Genomic DNA, 14039 nt, shown 5'->3' on the forward strand with positions numbered 1-14039 from the left:
ATCAGCGACCTCCTACCAGGGTGGTGACGCGCAGGCTGCGGTCGTCGGGAATCTCGGCCTGGGACATCACCACCAGATGACGCAGGCGGCGGCGCAGGAAGCGTGCCAGCATCGCCCGCAGGTTGTGCTGCACCACCAGCACTGGCGGCTCGCCGCTGGCCTCGTGGCGCTCGAGGGCCTGCTCGGTCTGGGTCATCAGGGTCTCGGCGAGGCCGGGCTCCAGGGCGCCGTTGCCGTTCATCGCCTGGGTCAGGATCTGCTCGAGCTGGCTGTCCAGGCCGATCACCTTGAGCTCCTCGCGGCCGGCGAACCACTGCTGGGTGATGCCGCGGCCCAGGGCGATGCGCACCAGGGCGGTGAGCTCGTGGGGATCCTGCTGCTGCGGGGCGTGCTCGGCCAGGGCGTCGAGGATGGTGCGCATGTCGCGGATCGAGACCTCCTCCTCGAGCAGGTTCTGCAGCAGGCGCTGCAGCACGGTGAGCGAGATGGCCTTGGGCACCACGTCCTCCACCAGGCCCTGCTGCTCCTCCTTGAGCTTGTCGAGCAGCTTCTGCACCTCGGCGCGGCCGAGCATCTCGGCGGCGTGGCGGTGGAGCAGGTGGTTGAGGTGGGTGGCCACCACGGTGCTGGCGTCCACCACGGTGTAGCCGTAGACCTGGGCGTGCTCGCGCTGGCTGCTGTCGACCCAGACGGCCGGCAGGCCGAAGGCGGGGTCCTGGGTCATCACGCCCTTCAGCTCGCCGGTCACCTGGCCCGGGTCGATGGCCAGCCACTGGCCGGGGAAGGCCTCGGCGCGGCCGATCTCGGCGCCCTTGAGGGTCAGCAGGTAGGCGTTGGCGCCGAGTTCCAGGTTGTCGCGGATGTGCACCACCGGGGGCAGGAAGCCGACCTCCTGGGCGAACTTCTTGCGCACGCTCTTGATGCGGCCGAGCAGCTCGCCCTGCTGGCGGGCGTCCACCAGCGGGATCAGCCGGTGGCCGACCTCGAGGCCCAGGGTGTCGACCAGCTGCACGTCCTCCCAGCTCGCCTCCGGGGCCTCGGGGGCGGGGGGCGCTTCGCTCGCGATCTCCTGCTCGACCAGCTGCCGCTCCTTCTGACGGATCAGCCACCAGGCGAGCCCGCCCAGCAGCGCCGTGAAGATCAGGAACACCAGGTTGGGCATGCCCGGCACCAGGCCCAGCAGGCCCATCACCGCGGCGGCGAGGATCATCACCTGCGGATTGACGAACAGCTGGCTGATCATCTGCTGGCCGACGTCCTGGTCGGTGGTGACCCGGGAGACGGTGACGCCGGCGGCGGTGGAGATCACCAGGGCGGGAATCTGGGCCACCAGGCCGTCGCCGATGGTCATCAGGGTGTAGGTGCGCGCCGCGTCGCCGAAGCCCATGTCGTGCTGGAGCATGCCGATCAGCAGGCCACCGATCACGTTGACCACCATGATCACCAGGCCGGCCATGGCGTCGCCGCGCACGAACTTGCTGGCGCCGTCCATGGAGCCGTAGAAGTCGGCCTCCTGGGAGACGTCGGCACGGCGCTGACGCGCCTCGTCCTCGCCGATCAGCCCGGCGTTGAGGTCGGCGTCGATGGCCATCTGCTTGCCCGGCATGGCGTCGAGCATGAAGCGGGCGCCGACCTCGGCGATGCGCCCGGCGCCCTTGGTGATGACCATGAAGTTGATGATCACGAGTATCAGGAACACCACCAGGCCCACGGCGAAGTTGCCGCCGACCAGGAACTCGCCGAAGGCCTCGATCACCTTGCCCGCCGAGTCGCCGCCCTGGTGGCCCTCCATCAGGATGATGCGGGTCGAGGCGACGTTGAGCGACAGCCGCAGCAGGGTGGTGAACAGCAGCACCGCCGGGAAGGCGGCGAAGTCCAGGGGCTTCTGGGTGAACATGCTGACCAGCAGCACCATGATCGCCAGGGCGATGTTGAAGGTGAACAGCAGGTCCAGGGCGAAGGGCGGCAGCGGCAGGATCATCATGGAGAGGATCATGAGGATCAGCAGCGGGCCCGCCAGCAGCTTCATGGGCACGTTGGCCATCCAGTCGCGCTGGCCCAGGTATTGGTTCATCAAGGCCTTCATGGACCTGCCTCGTCAGTGTCGGCGTCGCGGGCCGGGACCTCGAGGGAGGCCGGCACCGGAAGATTCTCGGGAGAGGGCGGCGCCTCGCCGCCCTCCTTGGCTGCGCGTTTCAGGCCGAAGGCCCAGGCCAGCACCTCGGCCACGGCGGTGTAGAGGTCCGCCGGGATCTCGGCGTCGAGATCCACGTGGTGGTAGAGCGCCCGGGCCAGCGGCGGGGCCTCCAGCCGGGGCACGCCGTGCTCCTCGCCGAGCGCGCGGATGCGGGCGGCCACCTCGTCGGCGCCCTTGGCGACGACCCGCGGCGCCGACATGCCGGCCTCCTGGTACTCGAGCGCCACGGCGTAGTGGGAGGGGTTGGTGATGATCACGTCGGCCTCCGGCACCTTGCTCATCATGCGGCCGCGGGCCATGGCCTGCTGCTGCTGGCGGATGCGCCCCTTGACCTGGGGGTCGCCCTCGGACTCCTTGTGCTCGCGCTTCACCTCGTCCTTGCTCATGCGCAGCTTCTTGGCGTGGCTCCACAGCTGGTAAGGCACGTCGATCAGGATCACCACCAGCAGGGTCAGCACCATCAGCCCGCTGGCCTCGGCGGCCATGCCCATCGCCTTGGCCAGCGCCTGCTGGATCGGCTGGTCCATCAGCGCCATGAAGTCGCCGCGGTTCAGGTAGAGGAACGTCACGGCCACGCTGCCCACCAGCAGCGACTTGGCGATCGCCTTGGCCAGCTCCACCAGCGCCTGGACGCCGAACAGCCGCTTCAGGCCCTTGAGCGGGTTGAGCTTGCCCAGCTGCGGCTTGAGCGACTTGGCCGAGATCAGCCAGCCGCCGAGCAGTGCCGGGGCGACCAGGGCCACCACCGTCAGCAGCAGGAACAGGGGCATCAGGGCGTAGAGCGTGCGCTCGCCGAGGTTCAGGGCGTTGGCGAGCATCGGCGTGGTTTCCAGCGCCTGGCGCCGCTCGAACAGGAAGGCCTGCTCCATGACTACGCCCAGCTGGTCGTAGAGCAGGCCGCCCATCGACCAGAGCCCGGCCACGCCGGCCAGCAGCAGCATGAAGGTGGCCAGCTCCCGGGAACGGGCGACCTGGCCCTCCTCGCGCGACTTCTCCAGTCGTCGAGGGGTGGCCTCTTCCGTCTTTTCCTGATCGCTGTCTTGGTCGGCCATGGCCATTCACCGGACGGTCGTGCGGACCCTGGCCATTGTGTCGCTGGGGGGGAAGGGGTGATGCGTCAAAAAGGGCCGCTAATCGCGGTCTTATCCGCGACTCTCGGCCTCTTGGAAACGGCGGGGAGGAGGGGCGAGGCTAGAAGCCGAGCTCGTCCAGCAGGTCGTCGACCTGGTCCTGGCCGGTGACGATGCCCTCGGCCTCGGGCTTGACCTGGGGACCGTTCAACAGCCCCTCCTCGCGCCGCCGGTCGTCGCTGTGCCACTGGTCCGCGGCGCGCTTCTGGAGGTCCTCGCGGGCCTTGCCCTGGGGCACGGCGTCGATCAGCACCTGCACCAGCTGGTGCTCGATCTCGCGGATCACGTCCATCATCTTCTTGATCACCTGGCCGGTCAGGTCCTGGAAGTCCTGGGCCATCATGATCTCGAGCAGCTCCTGGTGGGTCGCCTGGGTCCGCTGGGGGACGTCGCCCAGGTACTGCCGGGTGTCCTGCACGAGCTCGCGCGCCTCGTCGAGCTCCTTGGGCTCGGCGAACCACTGCGCCCAGCGGGCGTCCAGCGCCTCGGCCCGCTCGCTGAGGTCGTCCTGCAGCGGCTGGGCCCGGTCGATGGCGTTGAGCGCGCGCTCGGCCGCCTGCTCGGTCATGGTCGCCACATAGCTGAGGCGGTCACGGGCGTCGGGAATCGCCTCGGCGGCCCGCTCGATCTCCTTGTCGAGTCCCAGCTCGCGCATGCTCTCGCGCAGCATGCGCGTCAGTTGCCCGATGCGCTGTACCAGCTCGTCGCTGGACTCCTGAGGGGGGTCCTGAGACGGCATCTCGTTGCTCATCATCCTCGCTCCTTGGTGCCGGGCCTGCCGGCCGCCTTACATGCCCAGTTTTTCGAAGATCTTGTTGAGTTTTTCTTCCAGGGTGGCCGAGGTGAAGGGCTTGACGACATAGCCGTTGGCGCCCGCCTGGGCCGCCGCGATGATGTTCTCCTTCTTGGCCTCGGCGGTGACCATCAGCACCGGCAGCGCCTTGAGGTCGTCGTCGGCGCGGATCTGCTTGAGCATCTCCAGGCCGTCGAGGTTGGGCATGTTCCAGTCCGAGACCACGAACTCGAAGCCGCCCGCCTTGAGCTTGTTGAGGGCGTCCTGGCCGTCCTCGGCCTCCTCCACGTTGGTGAAGCCGAGCTCCTTGAGCAGGCTGCGCACGATGCGGCGCATGGTCGGGAAGTCATCCACCACCAGGATGCTCATGTTCTTGTCTGCCATCGGATATCCTCTTTCTGTCATGGCATGCGGAAGCCGGCACGTCGGTGCCGGCCGCGTTTACAGCGAACGAATCAGAACTCTTCCCACTCCTCCTCGGCGGCCGCCTGGCGGGCGGGTCGGCGAGTAGTGGGGGTGCTCGGCCGGTGATCGGCCGCGGGCGCCTCGACGCGCGGGGCGGGCTTGGCCGGCGCGGTGACGCGCTCGCCCTCGGCCAGCTTGAAGACCGCCACCGCCCGCTCGAGGCGATCGGCCTGCTCTTCCAGGGAGGCGGCGGCGGCCGAGGCCTCCTGCACCAGGGAGGCGTTCTGCTGGGTCACCTGGTCCATCTGGCCCACGGCCTGGCTGACCTGCTCGATGCCGTCGCTCTGCTCCTGGGAGGCCGCCGAGATCTCGTCCATGATGTCGGTCACCCGGCGCACCGAGGTCACCACGTCCTGCATGGTGGTGCCGGCCTGCTCGACCAGCGCCGAGCCCTCCTGCACCTGGCTCACGGAGCCCTCGATCAGCCCCTTGATCTCCTTGGCGGCATCGGCGCTGCGGCTGGCCAGGTTGCGCACCTCCTCGGCGACGACCGCGAAACCGCGGCCGTGCTCCCCGGCCCGGGCCGCCTCCACCGAGGCGTTGAGCGCCAGGATGTTGGTCTGGAAGGCGATGGAGTCGATCACCCCGGTGATGTCGGCGACCTTCTGGGAGCTGCCGGCGATGCCGTGCATGGTCTGCACCACCTGCTCGACCACCTCGCCGCCGCGCTCGGCGGTCTGGGTCGCCTCCTGGGCGAGGCCGTTGGCCTGGCGGGCATTGTCGGCGTTCTGGCGCACGGTGGCGGTGATCTCCTCCATGCTCGAGGCGGTCTCCTCCAAGGAGGCGGCCTGCTGTTCGGTACGCGAGGAGAGGTCGTTGTTGCCGCTGGCGATCTCGCGGCTGCCGACGTGGATGGAGCCGCTGCTATCGCGCACGTCGGTGACGATGCGGATCAGGCTCTGCTGCATGTCGCGCATGGCGGTGAAGAGCTGGCCGATCTCGTTGCGGCTCAGCACCCGGATCTCGCCGGAGAGATCGGCCTTGGCGATCCTCTCCAGGCTCTCCACCGCGACCCGCAGCGGGGTGATGACGATGTTGCGCAGGCCCACATAGATCAGGGCTACCAGCAGCGCGACGAGGGCCAGGACGCCCAGCTGGGCGCGCTGGAGCAGGGTCGAGGTGGCCTGATGCTCGGCCAGCATCTGCTCGCCGCGCTCATCGGCGTAGCGCACGAACTCGGTGAGCGTCGCATCCTGGGCGTCGGCCGACGCGTCCATCGCTTCCCGCAGGGCATTGAATTCGGATGTGTTCCACTGTTCCAGGGCCTGGTACTGCCGGCGGGTGAGAGTGAGCATCTCGGCGAAGGTGGCCTCGACCCGGTCGCCGAGCGCCTGGCCCTGTGCAGTGCGCGGCACGCTGGCGAAGGCCTCGAAGCGCTCCTCGGCGCGGGCGAGCTGATCCGCCGCCGCGGCCCGGTGTACCTCGGCCTGTGCCTGCTGGCCCAACATGAAGTGGTTGGCCGCCACCTCGAGGTCCAGCAGGGTGCCGGTCATCAACGCATCTGCACGGTTGATCTCGTTGAGCTGGGCCACGTTGATCTGGTCGAGGGTCGTCAGAGTATTGTCGGCCGAGCGGCTGGTCACCTGCCCCATGATGGCCACCGCGGCGATGAAGGCCACGAAGCAGACCAGGACGGCCACCATGGCCGCGTGAATGCTGATGTTGCGCAAGAGACGTGTCATACCGGCATTTCCTTCCGTGTGTGGGCCGGGCGGCTCGCCCGGTGACGATATGGAGCGCTGCGCCTAGACCCGCTGGGCGCGGCCCGAGGCCGCGGCCAGGGAGAGCAGGCGCGGCGCGATCTCTTCCAGGGGCAGTACCTCGCCCGCCGCGCCCAGGGCGACGGCCTCGCGGGGCATGCCGTAGACCACGCAGCTCGCCTCGTCCTGGGCGAGGGTGGCGGCGCCCGCCTGGCGCATCTCCAGCAGGCCGGCCGCGCCGTCCTTGCCCATGCCGGTGAGCAGCAAGCCGATGGCGTTGCGCCCCGCCTGGCCGGCGGCGGAGTGGAACAGCACGTCCACCGAGGGGCGGTGCCGGTTGACCGGCGGGCCGTCGTCGAGCCTGGCGACGTAGTTGGCGCCGCTGCGGGCGAGCTTGAGGTGGGCGTCGCCGGGCGCGATATAGGCGTGGCCGGGCAGGATGCGCTCGCCGTCGGCGGCCTCCTTGACGCTGATCTGGCACAGGCGGTCGAGGCGCTCGGCGAACGAGCGGGTGAAGCCCCCCGGCATGTGCTGGGTGATCAGGATCGCCGGGCTGTTGGCCGGCAGCGGCTCGAGCACCTGGCGGATCGCCTCGGTGCCCCCGGTGGAGGCGCCGATGATGATCAGCTTCTCGCTGGAGACCATCGGCGCCTTGAGCGGCTGGGGGCCGGGCGTATTCGGGCGGCGTGCCTGGCGCGGCCGCGAGCGTGCCGCGGCGCGCAGCTTCTCGGCGATCTCCGTGGCGTACTCCATCATGCCGTGGCGGATGCCGAGCGACGGCTTGGCCACGAAGTCCAGGGCGCCGAGCTCCAGGGCGCGCAGCGTCACCTCGGAGCCGGACTGGGTCAGCGAGGAGACCATCAGCACCGGCATGGGGCGAAGGCGCATCAGGCGCTCGAGGAAGTCGAGGCCGTCCATGCGCGGCATCTCCACGTCCAGCGTCAGCACGTCGGGGTTGTGGCGCTTGATCAGGTCGCGGGCCACCAGGGGGTCGGGGGCCACGGCCACGACCTCCATGTCCGGCTGCTGGTTGATGATGTCCGTCAGCAGGTCGCGTATCAGCGCCGAGTCATCGACACACAGCACCTTGATGGGTTTGGCGCTCAAGGGATCTCTCCTGTTGTCTGGCGGCCCGCGGGGTGGCCGCGCGGACCGACCATGCCACCTCTATCGGCCGCGGGCGGCAGGACTTTAGCGGTCAGCGCACGGACGCCCGGGTATAGACGGTCTGGCCGCGCAGGCGGAAGGCGTCGGTGATGTAGGAAAAGCTCTCGGAGTGGCCGGCGAACAGCAGGCCGTCGGGCTTGAGCAGCGGCGCGAAGCGCTCGAGGATCCGCTTCTGGGTCGTCTTGTCGAAGTAGATCATGGTGTTGCGACAGAAGATCGCATCGAAGGGGCCGCTCACCGGCCACTGGGGGGCGAGCAGGTTGAGCGGCTGGAACTCGATCATGCTGGCCACCTCCGGGCGAACCCGGGCGAAGCCCTTGTGCTCCCCCTTGCCGCGCTGGAAGAAGCGCTTGGTGCGCGCCTCGTCGAGCTTGCACACCTGCTCCAGGGGGTAGATGCCGGCCCGGGCCCGGGCCAGGGCATCGGTGTCGATGTCGGTCGCCACGATCTCGGCCTGGGCGGCGCGCGAGCCCAGCGTCTCCATCAGCGTCATGGCGATGGAATAGGGTTCCTCGCCGGTCGAGGCCGCGGCACACCAGACCCGCACCCTGCCCGGACGCGCCCTGACGTGCTCGGCGAGCAGCGGGAAGTGGTGCGCCTCGCGGAAGAAGGCCGTGAGGTTGGTGGTCAGCGCATTGGTGAAGGCCTCCCACTCGCGCGCCTCGGGCTGTCGCTCGAGGCGCGCCAGGTAGTCGGCGAAGCGAATCAGGCCGTGGTGACGCAGGCGCTTCGCCAGGCGGCTGTAGACCATCTCGCGCTTGTGCTCGGCGAGCACGATGCCCGCCCGCTGGTAGATCAGCTGGCGGATCCTGGCGAAATCGGTGTCGGTCAGCTCGAGATCACGCTCGAGCCGACCCCCTCCCCAGCCGCCCTCTTCCGGTGGCATCTCGACGCGTTGGGGCTCGTTCAAAATTCCTCCCACTCCTCGACGGTCTCCGGCTGGCGGGCCGGCGGCCGGTGCGTGACCGGCTCGGCATCACGGCCGGAGGGTGATGATGTGGACGCGGCTGAGGACGCGGAACGTGCCCGCCGCTCGGCCAGGGAGGGCGCCCGCTCCGGACCCGCGCCGCGCAGGCGGAAGGCGGCGATGGCCGTGCCCAGCAGGTCGGCCTGGTGCTCGAGTTCGCCGGCGGCCCGTGCGGTGGCCTGTACCCGTTCGGCGTTCTGCTGGGTCACCTGGTCCATCTCCACCACCGCCTGGTTGATCTGGCCGATCCCGTTGCTCTGCTCCTCGGAGGCGGCGGTGATCTCGCCCATGATGTCGTTGACCCGGGTGGAGGCCTCGAGGACGGCATTGAGGGAGCTCTCCGCCCGGCGCACCAGCTCGGCGCCGTCGTCGATCTGGCGGGACGAGCCGTCGATCAGCTCGCGGATCTCGCTGGCGGCGTCGGCGCTGCGGCCGGCTAGCTTGCGCACCTCGCCGGCCACCACCGCGAAGCCGCGCCCCTGCTCGCCGGCGCGTGCCGCCTCCACCGAGGCGTTGAGCGCCAGGATGTTGGTCTGGAAGGCGATGGAGTCGATGACGTTGATGATCTCGGTCATCTTGCGCGAGCCGGCGGTGATCTCGCCCATGGTCTCGACGACCTGGTGCATCAGCGCGCCGGTCTCCTGGGTGCGCTCGGCGTTCTCGGAGGCCAGGCCGCTGGCCTGGCGGGCGTTGTCCGAGTTGTGCTGCACGGTGGTGGTCATCTCCTCCATGCTGGAGGCGGTCTGCTGCAGCGAGGCGGCCTGCTGTTCGGTGCGCGCGGAGAGGTCCTCGTTGCCCGAGGCGATGTCCCGGGCCGCCGGGGTCACCACGCGAATGCCGCTGTTGACGTCGCCGACGATGCTGCCGAGGCTCTTGCGCATGATGTCCAGCGCCTCCAGCAGGTGGCCGAGCTCGTCGCGCCGGCGCGGCGGCACGTCGGCGGCGAGGTTGCCCGAGGCGATCTGCAGCGTGAAGGCGCGGGCGTCATGCAGCGGGCGCAGCATGGCGCGCAGGGTCAGCACACCGATCACGATCAGCGCCAGCAGGCCGAGGGCCAGCATGCCGGCCTGGGCCATCAGCATCTGCCGCTGCTCGGTGCGGGCCTCGTCGGCCAGCATCGCCGCACCGGCCTGCTTGCTCTCGATCAGCGCGTTCACCTCCTCGGAGAGCGCCTCGCCCATCGCCTGCATCTCCTCGATGTGCGGCGGCAGGCTGGTGAACATCTCGAACTTCTCCTCGGTCTGGAACAGCGAGACGGCGCGTCCCAGGCCCTCCTCGAGGTAGCGGGTCAGCGCCGCATCGAAGACGTCGGCCTCGCCGCCCTGGTTGACCTCCCGGGCCCGATAGTCGCTCCAGATCGCCGCCAGCGAGGCCTTTGTCTCCTCGAGCCGCGCGGCGTTCTGCTCCTGGTTCTCGATCAGCTCGAAGCGCTTGCCGCGGGCCAGCCGCTGGTGAGCGCGGGTGGCGAGCTGGTCGATCTGCTGCAGGCGGGCGACGTCCTGCAGGCCGTCGCGGTCCAGGGTCTGCAGCCGCTCGCCGGAGACCTGCAGCCCGTAGAGCCCCATGGCGCCGCTCGCCGAGAGCAGCAGGCCGGCCACCGCCACCATGGTCACCACCCGGGCCCGCAGGGTGCGCAGGTTGAGGCGCGACAGGCGGCCGGCCAGCCCGCGGCGGCGCAGCTGGCCGCGATCCAGCAGGTAGCGGCGACCCTTGCCCGCGCGGATCAGGGCGTAGGCCTTTTCGGCCTTTTCGACCGCCTCGGGGCTGGGCTTGACCCGTACCGAGGCGTAGCCGACGACCTCGCCGTCCTCGACCACCGGCGAGACGCTCGCCTCCACCCAGTAGTGGTCGCCGCTCTTGTGGCGGTTCTTGACCAGCCCCTTCCAGTGCTCCCCGGCCGCCAGGGTATCCCAGAGGTCCTGGTAGGCCGCCTCGGGCATGTCGGGGTGGCGCACCAGGTTGTGGGGCGCGCCGATCAGCTCTTCCTGAGAGAAGCCGCTGACCTCGATGAAGGCCGGGTTGGCGTAGGTGATGCGCCCCTTGAGATCCGTGCGCGAGATCAGGAAGTGCTCGTCTTGGAGCGGGCGTTCCCGCTGGGTGACCGGCTGGTTGTTACGCATGCGATATCCCCTGCTGAGGTAATTGGCTAGGCGTTTTAATTTTTATGGTCTGCCGCCGCTGGCGGCCTCGCGACCCGGGGCGCGTCAGAACGACTCCCACTCGTCGTCACGCGCTTCCTGCCCGTCGTGTTTCTGGTGCGTGACGCGTCGCTCCGGCGCCTGGGCCGGCATCAGCGACGGCATCCAGCGCGCCAGGCCGTTGCTCTCGGCGGCGTCCGCGGAACCCTCGCTCTCGGAGGCGGCGTCCGCCTGGCCGATCCGGAAGCGCGTGACGGCGACCTTGAGCCGGCTGGCCTCGGCCTCCAGCTGGTTGGCGGAACTGGCCGCCTGCTGGACGAGCTCGGCATTCTGCTGGGTGACCTGATCCATCTGGGTGACGGCCTCGTTGACCTGGGAGATGCCGTTGCTCTGCTCGCTGGAGGCGGCGGCGATCTCGTCCATGATGTCGCTGACCCGCTGCACCGCCTGGACGATCTCCTCCATGGTCTGGCCGGCCTGGTCGACGCGGGCGGTGCCGGCATCGACCTGCTGGACCGAGGCCTGGATCAGGCCGCGGATCTCGCTGGCGGCATCGGCGCTGCGGCTGGCCAGGCTGCGCACCTCCTGGGCGACCACGGCGAAGCCGCGGCCGTGCTCGCCGGCCCGGGCCGCCTCCACCGAGGCGTTGAGCGCCAGGATGTTGGTCTGGAAGGCGATGGCATCGATGGTGCCGATGATCTCCGCGACCCGGTGGGAGCCCTGGCTGATCTCGTGCATGGTGGCGACCACCTCGCCGACCACCTCGCCGCCCTGGCGGGCGGTGCGGGTGGCCTCGGCGGCGAGCTGGCTGGCCTGCTGGGCGTTCTCGGCGTTCTGCCCCACGGTGGAGGAGAGCTCCTCCATGCTGGAGGCGGTCTCCTCCAGGGACGCGGCCTGCTGCTCGGTACGCGAGGAGAGGTCGTTGTTGCCGCTGGCGATGCGCTGGGAGCCCTGGTAGATCGCCTCGCCGCTGGAGCGTACCCGGCCCACGGTCTCGGCGAGACCGTGCTGCATCTGCGCAAGCGAGGCGTAGAGCCGCCCGATCTCGTTGTTGCCCCGGCGCGGGATCTCCTGGGCGAGGTCGCCTTGCTCCATGCGCTCGAAGTAGCCGACCAGCCGGCCCAGCGGACGGATGACGTTGACGGTCACGCCACACAGCACGCCGACGATGGTCAGGGCGGCGATGATCAGGGCGGCGATCATCAGCAGCTGCAGCAGGCCGACCTGGTCGAAGAAGCCGCTGTAGAGGGCGCGGCCGTTCTGCTCGGCGCTGACGAAGAAGGTCACCGCATCGTCGTAGAAGGCCTGGGTGAGCGTCTCCACCTCGCCATGCAGGTTGGAGAAGGCCTCGGCGCTGCCCTCGGCCAGCGCCTGCTGCTGCGGCCGCAGCCCCTCGTTCATCAGCGCCGTGAAGCTCGCCTCCACCGCCGCGATCCTGGTCTGCTGCTCGGCCTGACGCGGCAGGGCGAGGAACTCCTGGAAGGTCGCCTCGACCGCGTCGAGCTCCTCGCTCACCGCCTCGGCCTCGGCCTTCACCGCCTCCCGCTCGTCGGGCCAGACGGCCTGGGCGAGGCGCGCGTGGAGGTTGCGCAGCTCCATCTGTGTGAACAGCATCTGGGTATTGGTGCGATTCAGCGCCGAGACCTGATCCACGTTGACCCGGTTGAGGGTCTGCAGCGACTCCTCGCTGTAGCGCACGCTGTAGAGGCCCAGGCCGCTCAGCACCAGGATCAGGGCGGCGAAGACCGCGAGCACCAGGCTCCAGCTGACCCGAACGGTCATGTTGTCGAGAAGCTTCACACGATTCTCCTGTGGTCGGGCGGCCGCGGCCGCCCCGGTGATCGAAGGGCCGGTCAGGCCTCGGCCGGCTCGCGGGCCTCGCGCCTAGCGGGCGTGGCGGGCTGGAAGGCTGGCGCGGTGTCCTCGCCGCCGGCCGTGTCGACGCGGAAGTGCGCCACCCGCTCGCGCAGGTGCCCCGCCTTGGCCGTGAGGCGCCGGGCGGTGTCGGTGCTGCCCTCCACCAGGCCGGCGTTCTGCTGGGTCATGCGGTCCATCTGGGTGACGGCCACGCCGACCTGCTCGATGCCCTGGCTCTGCTCCCGGGTGGCGGTGGAGATCTCGTCCATCAGGCCGCTGAGCTGATCGATGTCCCGGGCCATGCCGGCGATCAGCGCGTCGGTCTCCTTGACCCGGCGCGTGCCCTCGACGACCTTGGCGTCGGAGTGCTCGATCAGCGCCTTGATCTCGCGGGTCGCCGTGGCCGAACGGCTGGCCAGGTTGCGCACCTCCTCGGCGACCACGGCGAAGCCGCGGCCGTGCTCGCCGGCGCGCGCCGCCTCCACCGAGGCGTTGAGCGCCAGGATGTTGGTCTGGAAGGCGATGGCGTCGATGGTGTCGACGATGGTGTTCATCTGGGTGGCGCTGTCGTTGATCTCGGTGATCGCGCCCACCACGTCCTCCATCGCCGCGCGGCCGCGGGCGGCGTTCGCGGCGGTGTCGCCGGCCAGGGTGCTGGCCCGCTCGGTGTGCTCGGCGTTGTGGTGCACCGTGGTGGTCAGCTCCTCCATGCTGGAGGCGGTCTCGGCCAGGGCCGCGGCCTGCTGCTCGGTGCGCGTGGCCAGCTCGTCATTGCCGGCGCCGAGCGCGACCACCTCGGCGTTCACATCGTGGCTGTCGCGATGGATCTCGCCGATGGTGGTGGCCAGGGCGCGACGCATGCGCTCGATGTCGTAGAGCAGGCTGCCGGTGTCGCCGTCGCGCAGCCGCACCTCCCGCGTGAGGTCGCCGTCGGCGATGGTGCCCACCGCCTCGGCGGCGTAGCGCGGGTCGCCGCCCAGGGCGCGGGTCACGCCACGGATCACCATCACCATCAGCAGGCTCACCGGCACGCCGATGACCAGCAGGGCCAGCAGGGTGCGGGTCAGCGAGGCGATGAAGGCGGCATCGATGTCGTCGATGTAGACGCCGGTGCCGATGATCCAGTCCCAGGGAGCGAAGCGCTCGTGGTAGGAGGATTTCGGGATGGGCTCGCTGCCCTCCTCGTGCTCCCAGAGGTAGTCGACGTAGCCGTCGTCCTGGGCGACGTCCTCGGCGAACTCGCGGAACAGGTAGCGGTCCTCGACGTTCTGGAAGTCGCCCACCTCGGTGCCCTCCGGCAGGCGGGGGTGGCTGAGCAGGGCGAAGTCGTCGTTGAAGATGTAGAAGTAGCCGCGCCCCTCGTCGTAGCGCATGGCCTTGATCAGCGAGGCGGCCTGTGCCTTGGCCGTCTCAGGGTCGATCTCGCCGGCGGCGACTCGCTCGGCCTGGCCTTCGAGGGTCGACATCGCCAGGTCGATGTAGACCTCGAGCGCCGCGCGGCGCTCCTCGAGCATGGTCTGGCGCGTCTCCCAGGCGCTCCAGCCGACCATCAGCAGCATGGCCAGCCAGATGAGTCCGAGCGATCCCCACAGCTTTTGTGTTGTTGTCAGTTGCCGCATTGTGCC

At 69.7% G+C, this 14039-nt stretch carries 10 protein-coding genes; all 10 read right to left on the bottom strand.

Translation table 11 applies throughout. The features are described 5' to 3' along the window. Position 1 precedes the first annotated feature (1 nt). A complete protein-coding gene (gene flhA, locus C9F13_RS10785) occupies positions 2-2086 on the bottom strand; it encodes a flagellar biosynthesis protein FlhA (RefSeq protein ID WP_108446266.1) in 2085 nt (694 codons plus the stop codon). After that, a complete protein-coding gene (flhB, locus tag C9F13_RS10790) occupies positions 2083-3249 on the bottom strand; it encodes a flagellar biosynthesis protein FlhB (RefSeq protein ID WP_108446437.1) in 1167 nt (388 codons plus the stop codon). The genes flhA and flhB overlap by 4 nt, the downstream gene beginning before the upstream one ends. A gap of 139 nt (positions 3250-3388) precedes the next feature. Further along, complete coding sequence (gene cheZ / locus C9F13_RS10795) at positions 3389-4078, bottom strand: protein phosphatase CheZ (RefSeq protein ID WP_425432885.1); 690 nt, start codon at positions 4076-4078, stop codon at positions 3389-3391. A 36-nt stretch (positions 4079-4114) separates the two neighbouring features. Continuing rightward, a complete protein-coding gene (gene cheY, locus C9F13_RS10800) occupies positions 4115-4504 on the bottom strand; it encodes a chemotaxis response regulator CheY (RefSeq protein ID WP_108446268.1) in 390 nt (129 codons plus the stop codon). A gap of 71 nt (positions 4505-4575) precedes the next feature. Then, a complete protein-coding gene (locus C9F13_RS10805; RefSeq protein ID WP_108446269.1) occupies positions 4576-6267 on the bottom strand; it encodes a methyl-accepting chemotaxis protein in 1692 nt (563 codons plus the stop codon). A 63-nt stretch (positions 6268-6330) separates the two neighbouring features. Then, on the bottom strand, positions 6331-7392 hold the full coding sequence (locus C9F13_RS10810; RefSeq protein ID WP_108446270.1) for a protein-glutamate methylesterase/protein-glutamine glutaminase: 1062 nt from the start codon (positions 7390-7392) through the stop codon (positions 6331-6333). 91 nt (positions 7393-7483) lie between these two features. Further along, entirely contained in the window at positions 7484-8338 is an 855-nt protein-coding gene (locus C9F13_RS10815; protein ID WP_108446438.1) for a CheR family methyltransferase, read from the bottom strand. A 20-nt stretch (positions 8339-8358) separates the two neighbouring features. Continuing rightward, positions 8359-10539, bottom strand: coding sequence for a methyl-accepting chemotaxis protein (locus C9F13_RS10820; RefSeq protein ID WP_108446271.1), 2181 nt, complete (start codon positions 10537-10539; stop codon positions 8359-8361). A gap of 84 nt (positions 10540-10623) precedes the next feature. Further along, positions 10624-12357 carry a methyl-accepting chemotaxis protein gene (locus C9F13_RS10825; protein WP_245888761.1) on the bottom strand — a complete coding sequence of 578 codons (1734 nt, stop codon included), beginning with the start codon at positions 12355-12357 and terminating at the stop codon, positions 10624-10626. Between the two features lie 53 nt (positions 12358-12410). Further along, positions 12411-14033, bottom strand: a complete 1623-nt coding sequence (locus C9F13_RS10830) for a methyl-accepting chemotaxis protein (protein ID WP_108446272.1) — start codon at positions 14031-14033, stop codon at positions 12411-12413. Positions 14034-14039 lie beyond the last annotated feature (6 nt).

The organism is Halomonas denitrificans, assembly GCF_003056305.1.
Taxonomy (GTDB): domain Bacteria; phylum Pseudomonadota; class Gammaproteobacteria; order Pseudomonadales; family Halomonadaceae; genus Halomonas; species Halomonas denitrificans.

What these genes read in the sequence shown, in the direction of transcription:
- C9F13_RS10830 (WP_108446272.1), bottom strand. Translation starts at nt 14,033, where the DNA reads ATGCGGCAACTGACAACAACACAAAAGCTGTGGGGATCGCTCGGACTC.
- C9F13_RS10805 (WP_108446269.1), bottom strand. Translation starts at nt 6,267, where the DNA reads ATGACACGTCTCTTGCGCAACATCAGCATTCACGCGGCCATGGTGGCC.
- flhB (WP_108446437.1), bottom strand. Translation starts at nt 3,249, where the DNA reads ATGGCCGACCAAGACAGCGATCAGGAAAAGACGGAAGAGGCCACCCCT.
- cheY (WP_108446268.1), bottom strand. Translation starts at nt 4,504, where the DNA reads ATGGCAGACAAGAACATGAGCATCCTGGTGGTGGATGACTTCCCGACC.
- cheZ (WP_425432885.1), bottom strand. Translation starts at nt 4,078, where the DNA reads ATGAGCAACGAGATGCCGTCTCAGGACCCCCCTCAGGAGTCCAGCGAC.
- C9F13_RS10820 (WP_108446271.1), bottom strand. Translation starts at nt 10,539, where the DNA reads ATGCGTAACAACCAGCCGGTCACCCAGCGGGAACGCCCGCTCCAAGAC.
- flhA (WP_108446266.1), bottom strand. Translation starts at nt 2,086, where the DNA reads ATGAAGGCCTTGATGAACCAATACCTGGGCCAGCGCGACTGGATGGCC.
- C9F13_RS10815 (WP_108446438.1), bottom strand. Translation starts at nt 8,338, where the DNA reads ATGCCACCGGAAGAGGGCGGCTGGGGAGGGGGTCGGCTCGAGCGTGAT.